This is a genomic window from Coriobacteriia bacterium, from assembly GCA_034370385.1.
GTDB lineage: Bacteria > Actinomycetota > Coriobacteriia > Anaerosomatales > PHET01 > JAXMKZ01.
On record JAXMKZ010000019.1, the window covers coordinates 10,747 to 34,169 of the forward strand.

Consider the following 23,423-nt stretch of genomic DNA (forward strand, 5'->3'; position numbering starts at 1 on the left):
CGCGGGTATCGCACGGCGCTGGGCAGCGCTTGGCGACACCGAACGAAGTCCTGTACGTGCGTGTGACTATCGGTTGCCGGACCGAGGTGGGGTTGGTAGGTATGTCTCGACGGACGTGGGTCCTGGTGGCGGTACTGGCCGCTGCGATGGCGTGGGCGTTGGTGGTGCCGCTTGGTGCCTCAGCAATCCATACCAACGCGGAGTGCGCGTTGTGCCACGGTGAGGACTCCCTGGTTAACGATGCCCGGTTCAGGGTCGGGCCCGTGAACCGAGAGACCGCATGCCAGAAGTGCCACCTCGATTCGTTGGTAGGCACACACCCGAATCACTACGCCACCGGCAACTGCTCAGCGATGTGCCACCCCGGTTGGGGCGCATCGCTTGCAGCGCACATTCCCACCTACCTCGATTCGGCTGGCGCGTTCGCCTCCGCCGACTCCAAGCTCTTGCCCTCGTTCGTCCTGCATGCCATCCACTCCAACCCCCGATGGCCAGCAGGTGTCTCAACAGAGAACAGCAAGTGCGGCAGCTGCCACGCCACGGCGGCGTGTACCGCGTGTCACAACGGGACCCCCGCTCCCGACGCCACTCATGCCAACCATGGCGACGTACCCACCAGCACGCCGATCGTCCCGTGGGTGGGCGACGTCTCGATCGGCGTCACGGCGGCGCAGGGCGAGGACACGATGCTTTCCGACTACCCCGTGACCTGCGGTGCGGTGGGCTGCCACGACACGAATGCCGTGCGCACGTCGAGCCCGGACTATATGGATGTCTACTCGGTCGCCAATGCTGAACTCCGCTTCATCACGCCGGCGCTCTCCGCATCGGGCACGTGGAGCTTCCTCACCGGCACCGTCCACACGATGCAGCGCGAGCGCAACTCCAACGCTCCCGGTGCCCAGCTCACGTGGACATTCAGCGGGGAGCGCGTGAGCATCTACGGCACGAAGGACCAGTACCGTGGTGTCGGCGAAGTCCTCATCAACGGCTCGTCGGTAGCGACCTTCACCGCGTACAACGGCACCACGCAGCGCCAGCGTCCTCTGTGGACGAGCGCTGACCTCGGACCGGGAACGCATACCGTCACCGTGCGCGTGACCGGAACGAAGGAGCCCTTGTCGCGCGGCACGTTCGTGTCGGTCGACCATATCGCCATCTACGGCGATGTGACCGATACAGCAGTCCCCGACTGCGCCTCGTGCCACCCGCCCCAGGGCGACGACGGCCATGGCGGCGAGCATCCGGTCGATCTCACCTTCTCGCATGACCTCACCCAGACCATCAGCGCCAGCAACACGTGGAACACTGGCTACGGCACCTACTCGTGTAACCAGTGCCACCAGTCCTCCATGCGCCTCGAGCACCGCCGCCCGACCAATGCGAATGTCGGGACCTTCCCGGACTCCTGCAGCGTGTGCCACCCGCACTCCAACCCCGGCACCGAGGCCACGCTCATTACCCTTCGCACGCCGTATCCGACGGTTTGGACGGGCACCTATGACGTTGCGAACGGGTGTAGCGACCCTGAGTTCAACACCTACTGCCACTCGGTTTCGTCGTCTCCGGTGGCCCGCCCTGTGCACAACCTCGTCGTGCCGTCACACGCGGCCAACGCCAGTGGCCAGAGCCCGGCGTGCTCCGGTTGCCACGGCACCGACCTGCGCGCCGTGCACAACAACTCGATCCCGGGCAACGGCAAGGTGGACACCAACGGGTGTCTGGTCTGCCACACCCCCGCCAAGCTCGAGACGAACCGCACGTGTTCGCAGGGTCCGACCTCATGTCACTCCGGCGGCTACGCAGCCATTGACACCCACGCGATCAAGGATGCCGGTTCGCATCTCGCCTCCGACACCGGCAAGCCGTTCACGCGCGCATACCAAGCTTCTGCCGGTACCGATGACGGCGGCGTCGAGTGCGCCCTGTGCCACAGTAGCCAGCTGATTCCGGCCCACGCCGACTCGCCCGCTGTGGGGTGCGCTACCGGCGGTGCCGGCGGTCTCGGCTGCCACATGGACACGGCGTACAACTCGATCGCCGTAGCCAGCAGCGGTTGGACCAGCCGCAAGTGCGCCGACTGCCATGACTACAGCGCCCAGCAGAGCCACGACAGCACCATGACGCCGCACCTCGTCGCCAACAACGGGTGTGCCGGAACGGGCTCGGGTTGCCACAACTCGAACGACCTGTGGCAGCTTCACCTTGCGAGCCAGGGCGGCACGCCGCGGCCAGACAAGGGCTGCAACGTCATCGGATGCCACGACACACTCGACAGGCGTCCTACCAAGAACTACGCGAACTCGTGCGGCTCGACGTCACCGAGCGGTTGTCACGCCAGTTACACGTCGTCTCATACGTCTACCTTCAGCCACTCGTTCTCATCCGTCAGCTACTACAACGGCGCCACCGAGACCGGCTGCACGAACCAGACCGGTTGCCACAACGCCGGCGCGAACTCTACCGCCGACTTCGGTGACGACCACCATCCGGTGACCGGTGCCTCGTGCTTCGGGGGGACGTGCCACAACAGCCCGAGCAAGGCCGCGTTCACCGGGATCCTGCCCACCGACTGCCAAGAGTGCCACCGCTCGTCCGGAGGCTTCACCGGCGCGGCCGCTCGGACGAACCTCACCGCCGCGCCTGCATCCGGCGGGCACTACTCTGAAACCACACACACCGCTGTCGGCATGACCACCCCCATCAACGCGGGCGGTAGCGCGAGCGCTACCTGCACCAACTGCCACGCTCCGACCGTCGGCGGATCCTCGAACGGCCTGAAGAATCAGCACTCGAGCATCACGATCGCGGGTAGCCCGTACGGCTCTGCGTTGGCGTGCGGTGAGTGCCACGGGGATACGCGCTCGTTCGGCTACGCACAGGTCGTCGCGAACTGGACGAACAACACCTGCGCCGACTGCCACAGCGCACTCAGCTCCTCGCCCCATGATCACGCGGCGACGCCTGTCGCCGTGGCCGAAGTCGGCTCGACCTGCGGGTCGACCGGTTCTGGGTGCCACAACTCAACCGACCTTCACGCGCTGCATAAGGATGCCGCCGGCTGCAACCTGACCGGCTGCCACAACTACGCCATCCAGGCTCATCGCCCGACCGCGAAGGGCTGTGGCGGCGCGACAAGCTGCCACACCGGCTACACGAACACGAGTCACGGCGCTGGCATCACCGGTAACGAGGCCACGCACACGGCCGCTGCGATGACGACGGTGCTCGACGCCACCTACAACGCGGGCGGCGCCAACACCTGCGCCGACTGCCACAGCGCGGGCCTCGAAGCTGCCCACGCGCCGGCGATCACCGGCAATCTGGGCTGGACGGCACCGACTTGTCTTTCCTGCCACAACTCCACGACGCCGGTGAACTCGGTCAACGTCGTCAAGACGACCGGTTGGCCGGCCAAGAGCTGTGAGGAGTGCCACGGCGCACCAAACGGCCCGGCGAAGCATACGGAGTACACCACGGGCCACACGGGCGCAGAGGCGTCTGGCTGCACATGGAGTGCTGCGTGTCACGGCAACACGCGCGACCTGCGTGCCCTGCACAACAACTCCGTGACGAGCAACGGTTCGACAGCCGGCTGCGACGCTGCGGGTTGCCACGACGCCGTCAACAAGGAGATGCAGTCTGCATCTAAGACCTGCGGTAGCGGGGGAACAGGCTGTCACCAGGACAAGACCCACGACAACCACGGGGCGGCATCTGCCCACGGCTACACCGCGGTGAGCGACTACACGCAGACTACGAGCGAGACCGTCGGCGGCGAGTCCGGTTGTGCCGGTTCCGGCGCCGGCTGCCACGGCACCATCGGCACGCGTAACGGCGTGGACGAGTTCCATTCGACCAGGACCGCAGGCTGCACCGCGACGGACATCTGCCACGGAAACGCAGCGTTCAACCAGTCGTTCCGTGACGCGGGTTCGGGCACGGACTGTGTCCGCTGCCACGATTCGACCGCCTTCGGGCCGACAGTCGACGACATGCCCCTATCCGGCCTGACGCCCGCGGGGCACTACCCCGGCGCGCTGCATACGGCCACATCGGGACTGACCACCGTCACCGCCGGCGGCACCGCCGGGGCCCCGTGCTCCTCTTGCCACAGCCTGAGCCTGAAGGACGCTCACGGCGCCGCCCGTACGGGCTTCTCATCGACCACCAAGGGCACCTACGTCACCTGCCAGGAGTGCCACGAGTACAACATCAACGTGATCTCCCAGGTCAAGACGGCCAACTGGTCGACCAATGCGTGCGCGGACTGCCACGCCGTCGGCGTGCTGGGCGCCTCAAGGGTCCAGCATGGCAACGCGCCTGTCGTCGCGGAGGTCACCACGACCTGCGGGTCGACGGGCATCAACTGCCACAACTCCACGGACCTGCACGCGCTTCACAAGGACGCCGCGGGCGGCTGCAACCTGACTGGTTGCCACGTCTACACGACGCAGGCGGCTCTGCCGACGCTCAAGTCGTGCGGCACCGGTGGCGCATGCCACACCGCGTACACGAAGAACTCGCACCTCCACAACGGAGACGCTGCGAAGCATCAGCCGACCGCGCTGACGCAGGCCAACGCCACCACCTACTACGGAACCGCGTGCGGCTCCTGCCACGACATCCGCAACAGCAACTCTTCGCTCACGCTCGAGCACTCGCTCAGCACCTCTGCGAAGAGCACGAACCCCACGAACGTCTGCATGAACTGCCACAACAACGCGGCCGCTACCACGGCCGTCGGCAACAGCTGGAGCGCGAAGGACACGACGTCCGCTTGCTCCGCGTGTCATACCGGCGGGCTTGCAATCCACGCCGACGCGAACTCGGCGGCCCACACCACGGCAAACGCCGGCTGCGCCTCAACCGGTATCGGCTGCCATAACAGCGCCGATCTGAGCTCGGTCGGCACGACCGCGACCGCGGCCAACACCGTCATCCACAACAGCTGCCTGCGGTGCCACTCGCGCACCGGTTCGGCCAGCTGGTCGACCGCGATGATCGGTACCGCTGGCAACATGGCGTACAACCCGACCGTGAAGACCTGCGGTGGGGCGACCGGCTGCCACACCTCGGCGTCCTACAGCCCGGCGAGCGGCTTCCACCGCATCGGCCGCGGTGACGTGGTCAACGGTAACGACGCCAAGCACACCGACACGGTGATGACCGGGACGATGACGTCCGGTGTCGCGAGCGCCACCTGCGCCAACTGCCACAGCGGTCAGCTCAACACCGCGCACGCCACGGCGCTCACGGGCTGGGCCAATACCTGCACGGGCTGCCACAACTCGACCATCTCGGGCAGCGTGGCCGCCAACCAGGTCAAGGGCAACTGGACCACCGACGATTGCGGCGACTGCCACACCACGGGAGCCTCAGCCGTCAAGATCCCGAACATGCACTCACGCTACGCTGCGGGCACCCACGACGGCACCTCGCCGCTCGGGTGCGGCGCCAGCGGCACGAACTGCCACACCACCTACGATCTCGCCGTGCTCCACGGCAAGACGCTCACCAACGGCTGCCAGGTCACCGGCTGCCATGACGCGGTGAACAAGGTCATGACGTCAGCGCCGAAGTCGTGCGGCGTGGGCGGCACCTGCCACAACACCTACACGATGGATACGCACACGCACCTGCTTGGTGGCGGTGACGCGGCGAAGCACCAGCCGACCACGCTCACGCAGGCCAACGCAACGCAGTTCAGCGTCGCGTGCGGCTCGTGCCACGACATCCGTACCAGCGGCTCCAGCCTCACGCTCGAGCACAGCCTGAGCACCTCGGCGAAGAGCACGAACGCGACCAACGTCTGCCGCAACTGCCACAACAATGCAGCTGCGACCACCGCGGTCGGCAACAGCTGGAGCGCAAAGGACACGACATCCGCATGCGCTGCCTGCCACACCGGCGGACTGGCCATTCACGCCAACGAGAACGTCACTGCTCACAGCACCGAGGCGAACGCCGGATGCGCCGCATCGGGTGTTGGCTGTCACAACGGGACGGACCTTAGCCGTGTCGGCGTCGTCAATGCGATCAACACCAATATCCACACAAGCTGCCTGCGCTGCCACGATCGCGCCGGTGCGGCTTCTTGGACGAGTGCCATGATCGGCACGGCGACCAACGTCCGCTATGCACCAGGCGAGAAGCGCTGTGGTCAGGCCAGCGGTTGCCACACCTCGGATCTGTACAGCCCGGCAAGCGGTTTCCACCGCATAGGCCGCGGCGACGTGGTCAACGGTAACGATGCCAAGCACGTGGCGACAGGCATGACCGGAACGGTGGGCACCGCGGCGAAGAACACCTGCGCCGACTGCCACTCGGCCGGCCTGACGAACTCTCACCCGACGGCGATGACCGGCTGGACGAACACGTGCACGAGCTGCCACAACTCGGCGCTCGCCACCAACGTGTCCCCGACACAGGTCAAGGTCGGCTGGACGTCTGACTTGTGCACCGATTGCCACACCTCCGGTGCATCGGCGGTCAAGATCCCGAACATGCACTCGCGCTACTCGACCAACCACCTCGGCGTGCCGATCGCGGGCAACACATGCGACCCCGCCTGTCACCCGACGATGACCACGCTTGAACTGGGCGACATCCACTCGGAGCGTCCGAACGGCTGCCAGATCACGGGCTGCCATGCGCTGAACACGCAGATGCCGACGGCCGTGTCCGCTCGCTCATGCGGTGGTACGAACAGCTGCCACAACGGCTACCTCGACGGCAATCACGGCTTCAACGCCGCAAAGCACCAGACCACCGACGAGAACAGCTGGAAGAACTGTGGCCGCTGCCACCTGGCCTACCGTGCTGACTACACGCGGACCGGCACGTTCAACACGACCCCGAGCATCGACGCCGAGAGCCCGTCCGGTCCCGACCAGCTTCACCGCAACGCCACGAACGGCGGCGTGGGCTGCAACACGTGCCACGACTCGGGCTCACGTGTATTCGATCCCAAGGGCACCAAGACCGCGAACTGCTCGCAGTGCCACGTGGACCACTACGGTCACACCGACAACAAGACGCCGTACACGACGACCTCGACGTCGAACACCAACCTGGCTAAGACGCTCACGCTCAACTTCACCGGCATGGCGACAGCGGACGTGTTCTTCGACCTGGCCACCACTGACAACGCGGTCACCGCGAATGCGCGCCTCGAGATCGGTACGCTGGGCTCGCCGTTCTACACGCAGACGGTGAATACGACGGCGATGGACCCGAACCGCAAGAAGTTTGAGTTCCGCAACATCCCGGTAGCGGGTCTGACCGGTAACCAGCCCGTACGCCTGTACGTGTGGAAGGGCGCGGGTACCGCGACGATCATCAACGACGTGTTCGACGCCTCGGTGGCGCGCGGAAACCTTGAGACACTGCACACGGCCGATGTGAGCGGGTTCACGTGCAGCTTCGGTGACTGCCACTCGGCCAACATCATCGCCGAGCACGACAAGTACGAGATTCCGGGTGCGTTCACCGGCAACTACGTGTGGCCGACGAACCCCACCCGCGAGAACCTCTCGACGGTCCAGGGTGGAACGACGGCTGGCACCTTCTACAAGGTCAAGAGCCTGACGCTCAACCTCGATGAGATCGACAAGATGCGTGTCCGGCTCAACCTGTACTGCGCGGACTCGACGGCGCGGACCCTGAGCTTCCGTGTTCAGATCGGCGCTGCCGTGATCGCGAGCGGCAGCTACAGTACGACCTCTGTCCAGCGCTGGTGGGACTACAGCCAAGGTGGAACCGATCCGGCCGGCGTCGCACTGAACTATCTGGACACCACCGCGTACTCCGGGACCCAGGTCGTCGACCTCTACATAAGCAGCAACCGCGGCACGACCACGGGTGCGGCCCGCAACAACACGTTCCAGATATGGGCTGGCGAGCGCGAGTACGCCGCCAGCACCCCCACCGATCCGTGCGACGTCTGTCACCTCAACACAGGTCGCGTCGATGTCCATGGGGCTCCGGACCCCGGCGACCTGAGCCTGACAGCCTCGACGCCGAAGCTTGCGGGCATCGGTGCTCAGTGCGACACCTGTCACCCGAACTGGGCGGTCGGGCATCCTCAGTTCGGTCACAGGGCCTCCAAGACCAGCGACACCTGCATACTGGGCTGCCACCAGTACAAGCCCGCGATCGACGGCACTGCGCTCGTCGACCCGTACGACCTGACGCAGAAGCACAACTGGGGCGACAGCACGGGCGCAGGCATGACCTACACGCCGGGTACCGTGCTGGGAACGGAGACCTTCGGCACCACCACGACGTGGCCCGGCACGTGGACGCGCTCTGACGCGACCTACGTCACCAACCAGACCGGCTCCGCACAGGGCGGTACCGGTGCCGCACCGCAGATCGGCGTGAACACCACGCGTACCGAGTACAACTTCTACCGGACGGCGGCGTTCAACACCCAGAACTACAGCGGCGGCGGACTGTTCCGCTTCTGGTACCAGGTCAACGTCGGCGACACCAGTGACTTCTTGGTCGCCGAGTACTCCACGGTGTCGGCCGCCGGTCCCTACACCGAGCTCTGGAGACGGAACACCGACGCCCTCACGTGGACTCAGACCCCGTGGCTCAACGTGCCCAGGTCCAGCAACGTGTGGATCCGCTTCCGCGGTACGTTCAACACCACCGGCGAGTACGGTCGTGTCGACACTCTCGAGATGAACGGTTCGAACCGCACGTTCTCAGGCACGATGGAAGGCGGCTGCGCCACTGGTGCGACCGGAGCCTGCCACAACCAGGGCTTCCCGACACGGGGCGAGTGCCAGGACTGCCACACCTCCGTCAACCACCACAACACCGTCCACGACCTGTCCGTAGGCGGAACGCGCACGGAGGTACTGCTCACGGGCTTCTCGTTCGACTCGTGCGTGGGCACGTGCCACTCGAAGAACCTGCACTGGAACCACGGTGTGGGTCTGAGTGAGACCGAGCCGCGTCCGTACCGCGCTCCCGGCATGGCCTCCGACGGCATCATGACGTGCGCCACCTGCCATGCGTCTGCCAACACGACAATCAAGAATCTGGCGAACGACGCCAGCACGCCCATCGCGAGCAGAACGCTGACATGCGGCCAGTGCCACACGGGCACCGCCGGCATGGCGAGCCTTGGGCACGCCGGCGTCTCGACCTCATGGAGGACGGGGCAGCCGCTCAGGGGTGCGAACGTTGCGACCGAGTTCAGCAATACGACGAGCGTCTCGGGTCACCGTTCCGGCTCCTACACGAACGTGTTCGACCCAGACTCCGGCACAGCTGGGCAACAGCGCTGGTGGGACGCTACGAGGTGGTACATGGCCAGCGGTGCGGGACGCACGCAGTTCAACTTCAACAACTTCACTGCCGCACCTGGGCAAACGAACGCCGCAGGTCTGCTCAGGGCGACAATCGTCGGACCGGATGGTACGGCCGGCACCGCGATTCCGCTGAAGGCGGGCGGGACGGCGCTCACCACTACGATGAACGTCCACTGCTCGGACTGCCACGGCGAGTCGACCGCAAGCCTTGAGGGTCCACAGGGCGCGGCCACCAACATCAGCATGCTTGACGGCTTCACGACCCGTTGGGTCGACCAGACCAACAACCTGATCGTGAACAACACGCTCATCTGTAACAGGTGCCACGACATCAACCTGGGCACTGCGACCGCCTCCGCGCATCGCAGCAACAGCGGACACGTCGGGAGCGGCAGGACGAACAGGTGTATCGCGTGTCACGTCGCTATCCCGCACGCATGGAAGCGCCCGAAGCTGCTTGTGAACTACACCCGTGATGCCGGCACGCCCTACGTCATCAACCCGGGCACGGCAACCGGATCATCTCTCCGTGGCTGGACCGCGGGTACGGGCGGAAACGCCTCAGCCACATTCAACAGTAGCGGCAACTGCGCCTCGACGGGTTGCAGAAGCCACAGTGGCGCGGACACGGTGCCCTAGGTCCGCACGGTAGTCCTGACCAAGCAGAAGGGGGCCCGGTCACCGTGAGGCGGCCGGGCCCCGCTATCGCACGCGACGTGTGCAGGGGCTGATGCGTTACGCTGGCGATGCATTCTGCGGAAGAGAGGCTCGATGCAGCGATCTGATGGAGGGCCCGTGACTGTGCGACTACTGATACTGACCTTCACCGTCACGCTCGCCCTAGCACTCCTTACCGGCTGCTCAAGCGACCCTGGTGTAACGGTCAGCGACGCTGCGATTCCGCCCGTCGTGCCTTCCGAGCCGATCCTCACGAACCCGGAAGCGGCGGTACGCAGCTACGCCGACTGGATAGGCTACGCGTACCGTGTGCTCGACTCAGATGTCGCCACACGGACCTTCACCCCCAACGAGGAGGTGCGGGTCGACTCCTATGTGCAGTACAACCTCATGGAAGGCCGGGCGATCGAGCAGCACTTGCAGCGCTCCGACTATGAACGGGTGAAGCCCAGCAGCGAAGGCACCGTCACGCTCGCTGGATCGGAGTACTGGCTGTATCGCTACATCGATCCTCAGAAGCAGAGCTATCTCACGGCGCCCCTTGAGGCGTCGTACGAGATAACGTACACCGTGGTGCGGCAAGACGACGGACGTTGGCTCGTAGACAAGGTAAGGGCGAAACTGCTCGACGAACCGGTGTCACCGGAGGCGGAGTGATTCGCCAGATTCTTGGCCGCCTGCGCTCTCCGCGGCTTGCTGCGGGGCTCATGGCATACCTTGTCGCCTACGTCGCCGTGTTGACGGTCGTACCGCAGCGCGGGGCCCTCACCGACGCCGAGGTTGATGTCTGGTTGGCGGCGCGCCCCGTTCTGGGCGGCCTGGTGAGCATGCTCGGCCTCGACAACGCGTATTGGTCGCCCCTGTTCGTGCTTCCCGCCGCCGTTCTTCTCCTGTCGACTGCCGTGTGTGCAGGGGATCGGACGGCTTCCACCGCGAGGCTCGTCGCACTCACGCGCGCTATCCCCGCGCCGCTGGCGCGCAGAGTGGAGGCGTCACCGCAGTTCACGGTGGCATCCGCCGACGGACACCTCGCCATGGATCGCGTGGCGTCGGTCGCCCGTGAACTGAAGCTGCGGGTGGTCGCAGATGAGGATGGGCTGCGCGGCACGCGTCGGCTCTGGGCGGCGTGGGGCAGTCCGGTGTTCCACTGGGCGCTCGTGGGCCTGTTCGTCGTAGCGGCGGTGGGTCAGGCGGTCAAGTGGGAAGGTGTCGTCGGGATACCGGTCGGGCACTCTGTGACGGACGGCGTGGGCTCCTATGGACGCATCGATCGCGGTCCGCTGGGGCCTGCCGAGCCTGCCAGCGGCTACACCATCTCGGTACCCGAGATGGCTATCGGGTCAGTGGAAGACGGCGTCGATCTCGGACACACACCGCTGGTCCGACTGTCTGAGGGACAGAGCGTCGTCGCTCAGGGGCTCGTCTTCCCCAACAGCCCGCTCGTACACGGGGGTCTGTACGTCCATCGTGAGCAGTGGGGGCTGGCCGTCGTCGCGGCGCTTGAGTCGACGAGTGGCGCCGAGATCGGTCGCCGCAACTTCCTGATCGACATCGCATCGACCGGGGGCACGGGACGGCTGGGCATCGAGGAAGGCATGCCGCCGGAGTCCGGCATCGCGCGCATTCGTTTCGCTGTTCCGCTCGATCCGGCGGGCGACGAGTTCGTTGCCGATGTGCCCGCCGACCCTCGGGTCGAGGTGAGCGTGCCGGGCTCGGCCACGGCACCCGTCAAGGTGATGCGGGCCGGGGATGTCGTAGCGTTTCCCGATGCTGAACTCTCGCTGCGTGTCGTTGACGTCACGCGATACGTCAGGCTGCTTGTGGTCCATGACCCGACCATTCCGTTCGTGTACGTGTTCTTCGTTATCGCGGCACTGGGCGCAGCGGTTGCGCTCCTTGTGCAACCCAGGGCTCTTGTCGCCGTACACCGCACTACCGGCGACGGTGAGTTGGTCGCCGATGTCGTGGTGCTCGCGAAGCGGGTCGACCCGCTGTTCAACGCGACCGCGCGCGATGCGCTTCAGTCGCTCAGCTCGCCGGAGGGAGACGCATGATCGCCGTAGAGACCGCTTGTGTCTGGATTGCGCTGTTCCTGTACGCGGCGTCCACCGTGGGCTTCGTGATCGCGGTTACGTTTGGAAACGAGCGCTTCGAGCGCGTGGCGCTGCATGCGGCACAGGCAGGGCTTATCGCGCACGCCATCGCGATAGGAGCGCGGTGGGTGCGGGTCGGACACGGTCCCTATCTGGGCTTCTACGAGGTCGCCTCGCTCATGGCGTTTCTGACGGTGGCGTTTCTCGTGTGGCTCGTCTGGCGCTACCCGGGATTCCTGCCTGTCGGCGTGGTTGTCATGCCGGTTGCGATGCTCATCTTGGGTGGCTCGATGCTCGTGTCGCGTGAGGCTGAGGCCGTGACCGGTGCGCTCGCCAGCCTGTGGCTCATCATCCACGTCATCTTCGCGAACCTCGCCTACGGGGCGTATGTGGCAGCATTCGCCCTCTCCGCGGCTTTTCTGATGCGCGACTACGGACGCGATGGTGGCCGCCTCGCCAGCTTGCTCGAACGCCTGCCCTCGCAGCCGGTCATCGACGACCTCACCTATCGGTTCGTGGGAGCCGGATTCGTCTTCCAGGGCGTCATGATCGCCTCGGGCGCGATCTGGGCGAACGAGGCCTGGGGGCGCTACTGGGGTTGGGATGCCATCGAGATCTGGTCTCTCATCGCCTGGGCTGTGTATGCCATCTACCTGCATCTGCGCCTGACGCTGGGATGGAAGGGTCGGCGAGCAGCTTGGGTCGCGGTCATCTCGCTGCCGGTCATCGTGTTCTCCTTGCTTGGCGTCCCCCTGGTCTACGACTCGATTCATGGTGCATACCTCTACACGTGGGACGTCGGTCCGAGCGTCAGGACGCCGTGCTAGCCTTGTACGATTGCGCGGGCCGGGGTGAGCATGGCGTTTGCTTCGGGAACAGCGTGCGCAAGTCCCGAATGCCCGCCGAAGGTGAGAGATGATGGACAGTACGACAAAGCAGCAGCCGGATACGGGCCCGCTGAGTCGCGCCGCTGACGCCGGGGCCGACGAGCCCGTATGGGCCGACGATGAAGCGGGCCAGCCCGATGATGTGTGGGCCGCTGACGACGGCGAGGGCGCCGAGCGACCCAACGACCCCCTCGTACACGCACTACTCGTATTCGCCATGGCGCTGGTTGTCACGCTGGTGGCCACGACGGGCGTGCTGTACTTCTACCTGTCGTCGCTGAACAAGGCCCCACGTACGATGGCGGAACGTGATGTGGCTACCGCGGAGTCGGTGGTAGCCGAGGATCGAACGAGCGCGACGGCATGGGCACGTCTGGCGTACGCGTACGCGGGAGCTGATCGCTACGAGGAGGCACTCGAGGCGCTCGAGCGCGCGAAGACCGCTGATGACGCCGATGCGCTCGTCGTGGTCAAAGCCGACGTATTGCGGCTTTCGGGGCGTTCCCGGGAGGCTGTCACGGAGTACGACCGCGCGCTGACGGAGGCACTCAAGATCCGTGAGCGCATTCGTGTGGAGCGCTCTAAGGTCGGTATCACCGGCGACATCGGTGACGATGGTCTGCTGCTCGTCTACTGGGGGCGCGGCCTTGCCAAGAAGGACATCGGAGAGATCAATGGTGCAATCGCCGATCTCGAACTCGCGAGCAAGGAGAACTCCCGGCAGGTCGACATCTGGGTGGAGCTTGGGGACCTGTACGCAGAGAAGGGTGACGCGGTGCAAGCCGAGCAGGCCTACCGCGCGGCGCTCATGTTCGTGCCCGACTTCGCGGGGGCGATCCAAGGGCTTCGCGATCTGGGGAAGGAGTGACCGTGGCTGCAGATGCCATCGAAGCGGCCGCGCCGTCACGCGCCCGCATCATCCTCATCGTCGCGATTCTGCTGCTGCTGGCGCTGCTTGCAGGCCTTCTCGTCGTCTTCTACAACCTCGTCAAACCAGGCGGAACCCCCCAGGGGGAGCAGGCCGCAGACGAGCTCCGCTGGGAGCGTTCGATGTACGGCTTCGGTCCCTCGCCTGACGAGCAGCTCCAGCTGCCGTCGTCGGTTGCGATCGCCCCGAACGGCGACGTATACGCCACGGACCCCATGCGCGCACGCATCATGATCTTCCGCTCTGACGGGACGTTCCGGCGCCTGCTCCACACCGGGGCGGGTGGCACCGGGCCCCGTCAGTTCATCCGGCCTGAGGCCATCGACATCGACGCTGAAGGCGACCTCTACATCGCCGATAGCTGGGCCAACAAGATCATCGTCTTCGATGCACAAGGCCTCTACGTGCGCGAGTGGCCCGTTGAAGTGCAGGCGCGCGGCGTCGGTGTCACCGACGATCGGGTCTACGTCCTCGACACCGGGCGGGTGCTCGTCTTCGACAAGCAGGGGACGAAACTGGCTGGGTTCGGGGAGCGAGGCCCGCAGCCCGGGCAGATCGACGCCTATCAGGGCATCACGGGCAAAGACGGGTTCATCTACGTGGCAGAGCCCTTCAACAAGAGGATCTCGGCCTTCACCCAGGATGGCGACATCAAGTGGGTGGTGCCCGGCGGCCTCGCCTCTCGGGGCGGGCCCAGCCGCGATGCGACCGGCACCGACGGCTCCGCGTCAGACGCCGTGCCGGGGCATCGCTGGGACCTCCCGCAGGACCTGGTCTTTGATGCGGCGGGCCGGCTGATCGTGGTCGACGCGTTTCTCTTCGAGGTGGCCGTGGTCGACCCCAAGACCGGCAAGGTCACGGCCGTCTACGGTGATTTCGGCCGCAATGAAGGCGAGTTCTTCTACCCGACATCGATTGACTACGATCCCCAACGCGATTGGTTCGCGATCGCCGACACGAACAACAACCGCGTGCAGATCGTGCGCATCCCGGGCTCAGCCAACCCGGGTGCTGCAGCGCTGTGGAGAGCGACATCGAGCCCGTTTCGCTACCTTGCGGTGCCCTTGGGGCTGCTGCTGCTTGCCATCGGGCTTGGACTGTGGTCGGGGCGGGCACTACTGCGCCGCCGTGCACCGCTCACCGATTCGGTCTAACGCTGTACGCGCTCGGCGCCGATGAAATGCTTGTACAGTGGCATTCAGGTTGCTAAAGTGTTGTGTGTGGAGGTTTCGTGTTCTGCCGTTCGACCGTACACTGAAGCGTGCAGACGCGTGACCTCGACACTGAGATTAATCAACGGGCGTGGAGGAACAATGGGTATCTCTCGCAAGACGTGGGCTCTTTTCGCGGTGGCAGCGATCGCGGCACTTGCGTTCGCGCTGCCGGCTTTCGCAAGCGTGGGCGACTCCGGCTACCTGACCTGGGACAGCATGGGCGGTGCGAACGGCACCTCTCCGCACGGTGGCTACTCGACCACCACACAGAAGTGCGTGGTCTGCCATGCGGTCCACAACGCCGATGGGTTCGGCGAGCTGCTTCTTCGCGGCTCGGTGGCCGACGCGTGTACGTACTGTCACGTCGGTGGCGGCGGAGGTTACACCCAGGTGTACGAAGGCGTGGTCACGAACTACAGCGGTACTGACTACGATAACGCCCACAACACGTTTCAGGTGGCCAGTGTCGACTACGGTGTGAAGTGCACCACGTGCCACTCTGTGCACGCAGCCGCCACCAAGATGACGAACAATGCCTATCTCACGTCCCGCCTGCTCGTGGGCAGCAAGACGTTCACGGGCAACGAGTACGATTCCTTCGCGCAGGCTCCGCTCTCCACGGATTCGTCGGACACGGCGCTCACCAAGTGGTGTACGGCGTGCCACGACGCTGGTCTCGGCACGGGCAACCAGTACTACAACGGTGCCGACTGGGCCGGGGGCACCCCCGACATGAGCGGCGTACCGAACTTGGCCACGGCGCACGTCATGACGAGCGACACGGCCTCGTATGACTTCCCCGACGGCACCACCGGGCAGGTTGCGTGGCTCGGCTCCGAGCAGTGCGCGTCGTGCCACGCCAGCGGGTATCGCACGTCGGCCTGGCCGCACTTCACGCCGGGTGCTCGCTTCCTCGTGAGCGCCGCATCGGCCGCCTCGGTGACCCCGACGGCCGCCGTGGACGCTCAGGCTGACGGTGTCTGCCTGCGCTGCCACGTCAGCGGCGGCGGCGCCGGTGTGGGTCTGAACTGGTAGAGCCGATCATCCAAGTAAGACGTGATGGGGCGTCGCCTTCGGGCGGCGCCCCTCTTTTGTGGTGCAGCGGCATGGGCGCAGCGGATCGCGCGAGCCATCGCGCGCGGGCTACGGTCTGTGGGGCTCGTGGCCCTGCGGGCCATGGCAGCGGGTGCAGCCCGGATCCTCAGTGAGGACTTCACCGTGCAGGAATATCTCGCCGTTACGGGCCTCAAGCGGCTTCTCGATGACGTTGGCATGGCATGACATGCAGTTGTCGGGAGGGACCCGATCGCCTCGCGGCGGCGCCCCGGTGAGCTCTAGGTAGAGGCTGTGTGTCCGCATCGTCAGGCCGCGCCCGAAGCTCTCCCATGGCCGTCCCTCGTGGCAGCGCACGCAGCTCACCTCGGAGTGCGCCGAGAGCATCCACGTCTCGGCGGGAACGGCCATGGCGTGGCATGTCTGCGTGCAGTACTCGTTGGCGGAGGTCCCGTGGTACCACAGCGCCACTGACCCTGCCGCGCCCGCAAGGGCGAGCCCGGCGACGATACTCAAGGTCAGCCAGCGCGGGAGGCGCAAACGCGCAGCTAGCCGGCTGTGCGCGTGGGGCCTGGCTGATGACCTGGGTAGCGCGAAGGCGATGAGCACAAGTACGAGGACGATCACGAACAGCACGACGATCGTCACTGCGGCGGCAACCGCTCCGGGGTTTCGTGCAGGGTCCTGAGCAAGGCGTGATAGCGAGTCGAGAAGCTGGCTCAAGGGGCCTCACGCACTCCTTCACTCTCCGAGGGAGCCCAATTCTACGTCATGCGGGCTATGTCGGTCTCGTGGAGTGGGTGCGGCGGCGGGTCGGGGGGCGTATCATCTGTGCAGAAGCGCGGCGCCGGCGGAGTGTATCGCACGCCCGGTCCGTGATTGGCGCCGCCGAGACACTCGAGGAGTCCGCACTCTATGGGCAAGATCATGTTCGTTATTCCGCCCTACGCATGCTGGGGCGTGCAGGTCATCGGTACGTGGCCGCCGCTGCATATCGCCTACCTTGCGCAGGCCGCACAAGACGCCGGGCACGAGGCGCTCATCTTCGACGCGATGAACACCGGTCGAACGTTTGAGGATATCCGTGAGAAGCTCAGCGAGTACCGCCCGGACTTCGTGATGACGCTTGACTATCTCCCGGTGACGGGCGCCATCAGCACGGCGACGGTGCCAGCTGCCCTCGAGGCTCTGCGGATTGCCAAAGAGGTCGACCCCGGCATCATCACGCTCATCGGCGGTCCTCACCCCACCTTCCTCTTCGAGGAGATCCTCCTCGACGAGGCCAACCGCGTGGATTTCGTGTTGCGCGGCGAGGCTGAGGTGACTCTGCCCGAGCTCATGGCCACCGCGCTCGATGGAGACGCCTCATTTGTGCAGGGCATAGCGTTCGCTCGGGGCTCCGAGATCATCACGACGCCCCTGCGCCCGCACATCGAAGATCTCAACCCGATAGTACCGGCGTGGCACCTGCTTGACTGGGATGTCTATCACTACAACATCGAGCCATGGGGCCGGATGGCCTCGATGCTCACGTCGCGCGGATGCATGATGGGATGCTCGTTTTGCAGCCATCGCCAGTTCTGGCGTGGCACGTGGCGGGCGCGTGACCCGAAGTTCGTCATCGAAGAGATGCGCGAGCTCGTCGATGTGTACAAGGTCGAGTTCATCACGCTCATCGACCCGTTCCCCACCAAGGACCGCGAGCGCTGGGAACAGTTGCTTGACCTCATCATCGCCGAGCAGATGCCCGTGAAGCTCCTCATGGAGACGCGCGTCGAGGACATCGTTCGCGATGCCGACATCCTGCACAAGTATCACGACGCGGGGATCATCCACCTCTACCTCGGAGCTGAGGCCAGCACCGACGAGATGCTTGAGAGCCTCAACAAGGGCACGGATATCCACACGAACAAGCTCGCGCTCGACCTTGCGCGCGAGCACGACATCATGACCGAGGCATCGTTCATGATCGGTGCGCCGACCGAGACGTGGGACTCGATCGAGAAGACCATCGAGGTGGCTATCCAGCTCAACCCCGACATCGCGGTATTCCCGGTGCTCACGCCGATGCCGTTCACGCCGATCTTCGAGGAGTTCAAGGACCGCATTCGCGTGTGGGACTACTCCAAGTACAACCTTGCCACCCCGATCGTGGAACCGTACGCGATGACGCTTGACGAGGTGACGCGCGCGCTCGGCAAATGCTACATGAGCTTCTACGCCAAGAAGATGAAGGACGTGCTCGCGCTGCCTGATGGCTTCAAGCGTCGCTACATGCTCTCGGCGTTCCAGCAGATGATGAAGGACTACGGCGAGCACTTCGACTTCCTCGGAGTGGGCATGCCGCATCCCGTCCCCGGCCTGAAGTTCTTCGACCGCTCGTAGTCTGGCGACCGACCTGGTACGGCAAGGCGCTTGCTTCGCAGTCGACCAGGGCCGCCGATGGTACCATGCAGTCGCGTGGGGTCGGTCACCGCCCTGTCATGTTTGAGACGTGTCGACTGGAGGCATCACGTGTTCCCTCGCATCAAGCATCGCACCCGTGCCGTCGCCGGGCTCATGGCGCTCCTCCTCGTGCTCGCTCTTGCGGGATGCGGGAAGAAGGAAGCGGACGCTCCCGAGCTGGGACTGCAGCCCGGCGCATCCCAGGGCTCTACCGCAACCGGGGACACGGGAGCAAGCGCGACGGGTACCGCTAACCCCAAGACGCCCTCTGATCCCGGCGCCGGCGGGCAAGCCGAGGAGCCGGGCGGGCAGGGGACGGGCACCGCTGGTGGGTCGACAGGCGGCAACACCGGCGGGTCTACGGGCACCGGCGGCTCCGGCACCGCGCCGAGCACTGCGCCAAAGACCATCCGGATCAAGTGGTGGAATGACACGCAAGCCAACTCGCCGAAGAATGCGACCATCGAGTTCGGGGGCAAGAGCGTGAAGCCGAAGGCGGGGAAGGGCGACACGCTGGCCATCGGTCCGTGCGCGGTCGGCAAGGACCTCAAGCTCACGATCTACCCGGACGGTCCTTCCGGCTCGAAGTTGGTGGCAACGTTTCGGGTGGACGCCTCGATGGTCGCGGACTCTGAGCAAGACGCCATCCATATCGAGGTGCGCGATGACCGCGTCCGCGTGCTGGGCAATCCGGTACCGAACTTCGAGCAGTCGTTCGCGCGGCGCTAGTGGTGTGACGCGCGTCGGCGGCGGAAACCCGGCGCCCGCGCGCGTCCCGTGAAGGTAGGGGAGAGGGGCTAGGGGCATGAGGTCAGACATCCGCTTCGGCACTGACGGTTGGCGCGCGGTCATAGGCGCCGACTTCACCTACGACAACCTCAGGCGGGCAGCCGATGCGGCGGGCCGCGTGTTTGCAGCCGATGCCCCGGGCGGGCTCGTGCTCGTGGGTTACGACACACGCTTCGAGGCCGCGAGCTTCGCCGCGGCGGCCGCCGAGGTCCTCGCCGCACACGGGCTGCGCGTCAAGGTGTCCGACCGCTACCTGCCCACGCCCGCCCTGTGCTGGTCGGTCGCGCATGACGACGAGGCGGTCGGCGGCGTCATGCTGACCGCGAGTCACAACCCCAGCGAGTATCTCGGCTTCAAGTTGCGCATGGCGGACGGCGGCGCCTCTCCGGTGACGTTCACTGATCGCGTGGAGGCGGAACTCGTGCCCGAGCCCCCTGCGGAGCGCGGCGGCTACGACGTCGTCGATCTGGTCGAGCCCTACCTCGACGCATTGCGCGCCGCGGTCGATGCCGACGCCATCCGGGCAGCGGACCTGCGCGTCGTCGTCGACCCGCTCTATGGTGCCGGGCAGTCGTACCTGGCCGACGTGCTTCGGGACATGGGCGCCGAGGTGCTCGAACTGCACAGCGAGCGTAACCCGGGATTCGGAGGGCTCCACCCTGAGCCGATCCCGCCGTGGACCGACGCTGCGCGCGACGCGGTGGTCAGCGGGGGGTATGACGGCGCGTTCGTGACCGATGGGGATGCGGACCGCATCGGGGCCATCGACGGTCAGGGCGCGTTCGTGAGCCCGCACCGCATCATCGCGCTCATCGCCCGGCACCTCGTCGAGGACAAGGGCCGCACCGGGCGCATCGTCAAGACGCTGTCCACCTCGGTGGTCGTTGACCGTCTCGCCGCGCGTCTCGGTCTTGAGACTGTCACGACGCCGGTCGGCTTCAAGTGGATCTACGAGGAGATGGTCGCCGGAGACGTGCTCATCGGCGGCGAGGAGTCAGGCGGCATCGGGATCCCGTCACACGTTCGCGAGCGCGACGGGCTGCTGATGGCGCTCTTGCTCGCCGAGATGATGGCGCAGCGGGGGACGGGTCTGTCCGGGCTCGTGGAGGATCTGTTCGCGTTGACGGGGCCCATGGAGTACCGCCGCATCGACCTCAAGCTCGACCCCGACGTGATGGACGCATTCGTCGCGTCGATGCCGACGCTTGCACCCGAGGAGCTGGCCGGGCTGGTGGTGCGCGAGGTGATACGTGTCGACGGCGTGAAGTTCCTCCTGCCCGACGACGCGTGGCTGCTCATGCGCACGTCCGGTACGGAGCCGTTGGTGCGCATCTACGCAGAGGCGTCGTCAGCCGGCGTCGTTGACGATCTGCTCGCGGCCGGCCGGGCGCTCGTGGAGCCGCGCGGATGACAGCGGGGTCCCCGATGCGCGTCAGCATGGTGAACAAGTACTACCCGCCGCACCTCGGGGGCATCGAGTTCCACCTGCGCGATCTAGCGGAGGGCCTCGTCACGCATGCGGGCGCGCAGGTGCGTGCGATCGTGTGCAACGGCGAGAACTCCCGTGTGGAGGAACGTGTCGATGGGGTCGACGTGGTGCGCCTACCGCGCGCGACGGAGTTCTCCTCAACACCCCTCTGTTGGGGCTTCGCACGGGAGATCACCGCTGAGGCCGCGCGGGTCCAGGCCCCGGACGTCTTCCACTTCCACTTCCCGTACCCGTGGGGCGAGCTCGCGTGGCTCGCCGCGCGTCCCCAGGTCCCCCTGGTGATCACGTACCACAGCGACATCGTGCGCCAGAAGGCCGCGCTCGTGGCATACCGGCCGTTTCTCGAGCGGTTCCTCGACAGCGCGGACCTGATCGTGGCCTCCTCGCCCAACATGATCGAGCACTCGCCGTACCTCGCCCCCCGGGCGCAGAAGTGCCGCCACGTGAACTTCGGGCTACACGTCGAGCGTTTCGCTGGCGACGAGACGACGCAGGCGCGCGCACAGGCGCTTCGGGCCGAACATGGCGGGCGGCGCGTCGTGCTGTTCGTCGGTCGGCTCATCTACTACAAGGGTGCCGACGTGCTCGTGCGCGCGATGCAGGGTGTCGACGCCGACCTCGTCATGATCGGGCGCGGGCCTCTTGAGGGCGAGCTCCGCGAGATCGCAACCGCTCACGGTATGTCCGAGCGTGTGCGCTTCCTCGACCCCGTCGACGAGCCGGAGCTCGCCGCCTGGTACGCGGCGGCCGATGTCTTCGCGCTGCCGAGCGTGGCGCGCAGCGAGGCGTTCGGGCTCGTGCAGATCGAGGCTCACGCCGCCGGCACCCCGGTCGTATCCACAAACCTCACCACCGGTGTACCCTACGCCAACTTGCACGAGGTCACGGGTCTCATCGTCCCCGTCGGGGACGCCGACGCGCTTGCCGACGCGCTGCGCCGCCTGCTGGCCGACGACGAGCTTCGCGAGCGGCTGGGTCGACAGGCCAAAGAGCGTGCGCTGACCGACTTCACGATTCCGCGCATGGTGGAGAACACCACCGCGGTCTATCGCGAGGCGATGGCGTTGCACGCCCAGGCTGCCGGGCGGAGGAGCTGATGCTGTCCCGCACTCGCTTCATCGCCATCTCGGTCCTGCTCGACGCCATCTTCGTGAACACCGGCGTGGTACTGGCGTTCCTCGTGCGTTTCGAAGGCGCGCTTCCCACATTCAACTTCGACGCCTACCTGGTGATCGCGCCGTTCGCCACCCTCATCTACGTGGCCAGCACGTGGGTCTACGGGCTCTACGACCCCGAGCGCGTCGAGACGGCGTGGGCCGTGGTGCGCTCGGTCACGGCGGCGGTGACGCTGGGGACCGTGCTCGTTGCCGCCGTGGCCTTCTTCGGCGGGCCGCGCACTGCGAGCTTCGCGCGTTCGACGATCCTGCTTGGCTGGGTGTTCGGCATCGTCCTGCTCGTGGGTTGGCGCCTTGTCTTCCTGCGCTTCGGACGCGTGCGTTGGCCGGAGCAGCGCGTGGTGCTCGTCGGAACGGGCCCCGTATCCGTTGAGCTCGCTGACGAGCTCACGCGACGCGCGACCTGGGGCTGGCGGGTGTGCGGCCTCGTTGACACCTGCGCTACCGCGGGCGCCGAGCCCGCCGGCGAGGTGGGCGGCTATCCGATTCTGGGCGCGGCGGCGGATGTGGCTACCATCGCGCGTGCGCAGAACGCGAACCGCGTGATCGTGGTGAGTCCGGTCGCGCTTCGTGAACTGGTCGAGTCGCTCGTGCTGGCCGACGAGCTCAAGGTGCGCGTCGACGTCGTGCCCGAACTCTACGAGATCTTCATCGGGCGCGTGGACGCGCTCATCGGCGACATCCCCCTCATGAAGATCACTGAGTCGTCGGTGCCGCGCTACTACCGTGCCGCGAAGCGCGCCATGGACCTGGTCGGCGCGGCGGTGGTGCTCGTCCTCGTGAGCCCGGTGCTGTTGATCGCCGCAGCCGCGATCGTGCTGTCCGACGGCTTTCCCATCATCTTCGCCCAGGAGCGTACGGGTCACGGCCTCAAGCCGTTCTCGGTCTACAAGCTACGTACCATGGTCAAGGACGCAGAGAAGCTCTCCGGACCGGTGCTCGCCGAGGAGGACGACCCTCGCATCACAAGAGTGGGACGCTTCCTTCGCAAGTTCCGTATCGACGAGCTTCCCCAGCTGGCTAACATCCTCAAGGGCGAGATGAGCTTCGTGGGGCCTCGTCCGGAACGCCCGTTCTTCGTGGAGCAGCACCTGAAGGAGATCCCCGGCTATCGCGAGCGCTTCCAGGTCAAGCCCGGCGTCACCGGATTGGCCCAGGTCAGCGGGGGATACGCCACTACGCCTGAGCGAAAGCTGAAGTACGACCTCATCTACATGTACCACCGCAACCTCGCCATGGACGCGCAGATCGTGGCGGAGACGCTGAAGGTGGTCCTGACGGGACATGGAGCGCGCTGACGCCCTCCCGCAAGTTCGTTCACGGCTGAACGATGCTTAACATTCGGT

General features: G+C 66.0%; 13 protein-coding genes. 12 read left to right on the forward strand and 1 reads right to left on the reverse strand.

Annotation, left to right across the window (positions count from 1 at the left end):
• The first annotated feature begins 101 nt into the window (after positions 1–101).
• The 7 genes from U1E26_04440 to U1E26_04470 all read left to right on the forward strand — a co-directional run bounded on the left by U1E26_04440 (position 102) and on the right by U1E26_04470 (position 16,161).
• Positions 102–9,965: a cytochrome c3 family protein gene (locus U1E26_04440; protein ID MDZ4168890.1), complete on the forward strand. Its 9,864-nt coding sequence runs from the start codon at positions 102–104 to the stop codon at positions 9,963–9,965.
• Between the two features lie 156 nt (positions 9,966–10,121).
• Positions 10,122–10,661 (forward strand): hypothetical protein, encoded by a 540-nt coding sequence (locus U1E26_04445; GenBank protein MDZ4168891.1) that lies wholly within the window; start codon positions 10,122–10,124, stop codon positions 10,659–10,661.
• Positions 10,658–12,058 (forward strand): cytochrome c biogenesis protein ResB, encoded by a 1,401-nt coding sequence (locus tag U1E26_04450; GenBank protein MDZ4168892.1) that lies wholly within the window; start codon positions 10,658–10,660, stop codon positions 12,056–12,058. The genes U1E26_04445 and U1E26_04450 overlap by 4 nt, the downstream gene beginning before the upstream one ends.
• Positions 12,055–12,924 carry a cytochrome c biogenesis protein CcsA gene (gene ccsA, locus U1E26_04455; protein ID MDZ4168893.1) on the forward strand — a complete coding sequence of 290 codons (870 nt, stop codon included), beginning with the start codon at positions 12,055–12,057 and terminating at the stop codon, positions 12,922–12,924. Before U1E26_04450 ends, ccsA begins: the two co-directional genes overlap by 4 nt.
• Before the next feature lie 91 nt (positions 12,925–13,015).
• A complete protein-coding gene (locus tag U1E26_04460; protein MDZ4168894.1) occupies positions 13,016–13,852 on the forward strand; it encodes a hypothetical protein in 837 nt (278 codons plus the stop codon).
• A 2-nt stretch (positions 13,853–13,854) separates the two neighbouring features.
• Positions 13,855–15,066: an NHL repeat-containing protein gene (locus tag U1E26_04465; protein MDZ4168895.1), complete on the forward strand. Its 1,212-nt coding sequence runs from the start codon at positions 13,855–13,857 to the stop codon at positions 15,064–15,066.
• A 159-nt stretch (positions 15,067–15,225) separates the two neighbouring features.
• Positions 15,226–16,161, forward strand: a complete 936-nt coding sequence (locus U1E26_04470; GenBank protein ID MDZ4168896.1) for a hypothetical protein — start codon at positions 15,226–15,228, stop codon at positions 16,159–16,161.
• A 108-nt stretch (positions 16,162–16,269) separates the two neighbouring features.
• On the opposite strand, the gene U1E26_04475 is transcribed toward U1E26_04470, so the two are convergent.
• A complete protein-coding gene (locus tag U1E26_04475; GenBank protein MDZ4168897.1) occupies positions 16,270–16,902 on the reverse strand; it encodes a hypothetical protein in 633 nt (210 codons plus the stop codon).
• 192 nt (positions 16,903–17,094) lie between these two features.
• Between U1E26_04475 and U1E26_04480 the strand changes: the two genes are divergently transcribed.
• The 5 genes from U1E26_04480 to U1E26_04500 all read left to right on the forward strand — a co-directional run bounded on the left by U1E26_04480 (position 17,095) and on the right by U1E26_04500 (position 23,375).
• Positions 17,095–18,564, forward strand: a complete 1,470-nt coding sequence (locus tag U1E26_04480) for a cobalamin-dependent protein (protein MDZ4168898.1) — start codon at positions 17,095–17,097, stop codon at positions 18,562–18,564.
• Positions 18,565–18,693: 129 nt separating this feature from the next.
• Entirely contained in the window at positions 18,694–19,353 is a 660-nt protein-coding gene (locus U1E26_04485; protein MDZ4168899.1) for a hypothetical protein, read from the forward strand.
• A gap of 76 nt (positions 19,354–19,429) precedes the next feature.
• Entirely contained in the window at positions 19,430–20,824 is a 1,395-nt protein-coding gene (locus tag U1E26_04490; protein ID MDZ4168900.1) for a phosphoglucosamine mutase, read from the forward strand.
• Between the two features lie 14 nt (positions 20,825–20,838).
• The gene (locus U1E26_04495; GenBank protein MDZ4168901.1) at positions 20,839–21,999 is read left to right on the forward strand and encodes a glycosyltransferase; all 1,161 of its coding nucleotides are present in this window, start codon (positions 20,839–20,841) and stop codon (positions 21,997–21,999) included.
• Positions 21,999–23,375 carry a sugar transferase gene (locus U1E26_04500; protein MDZ4168902.1) on the forward strand — a complete coding sequence of 459 codons (1,377 nt, stop codon included), beginning with the start codon at positions 21,999–22,001 and terminating at the stop codon, positions 23,373–23,375. Before U1E26_04495 ends, U1E26_04500 begins: the two co-directional genes overlap by 1 nt.
• Positions 23,376–23,423: the final 48 nt, after the last annotated feature.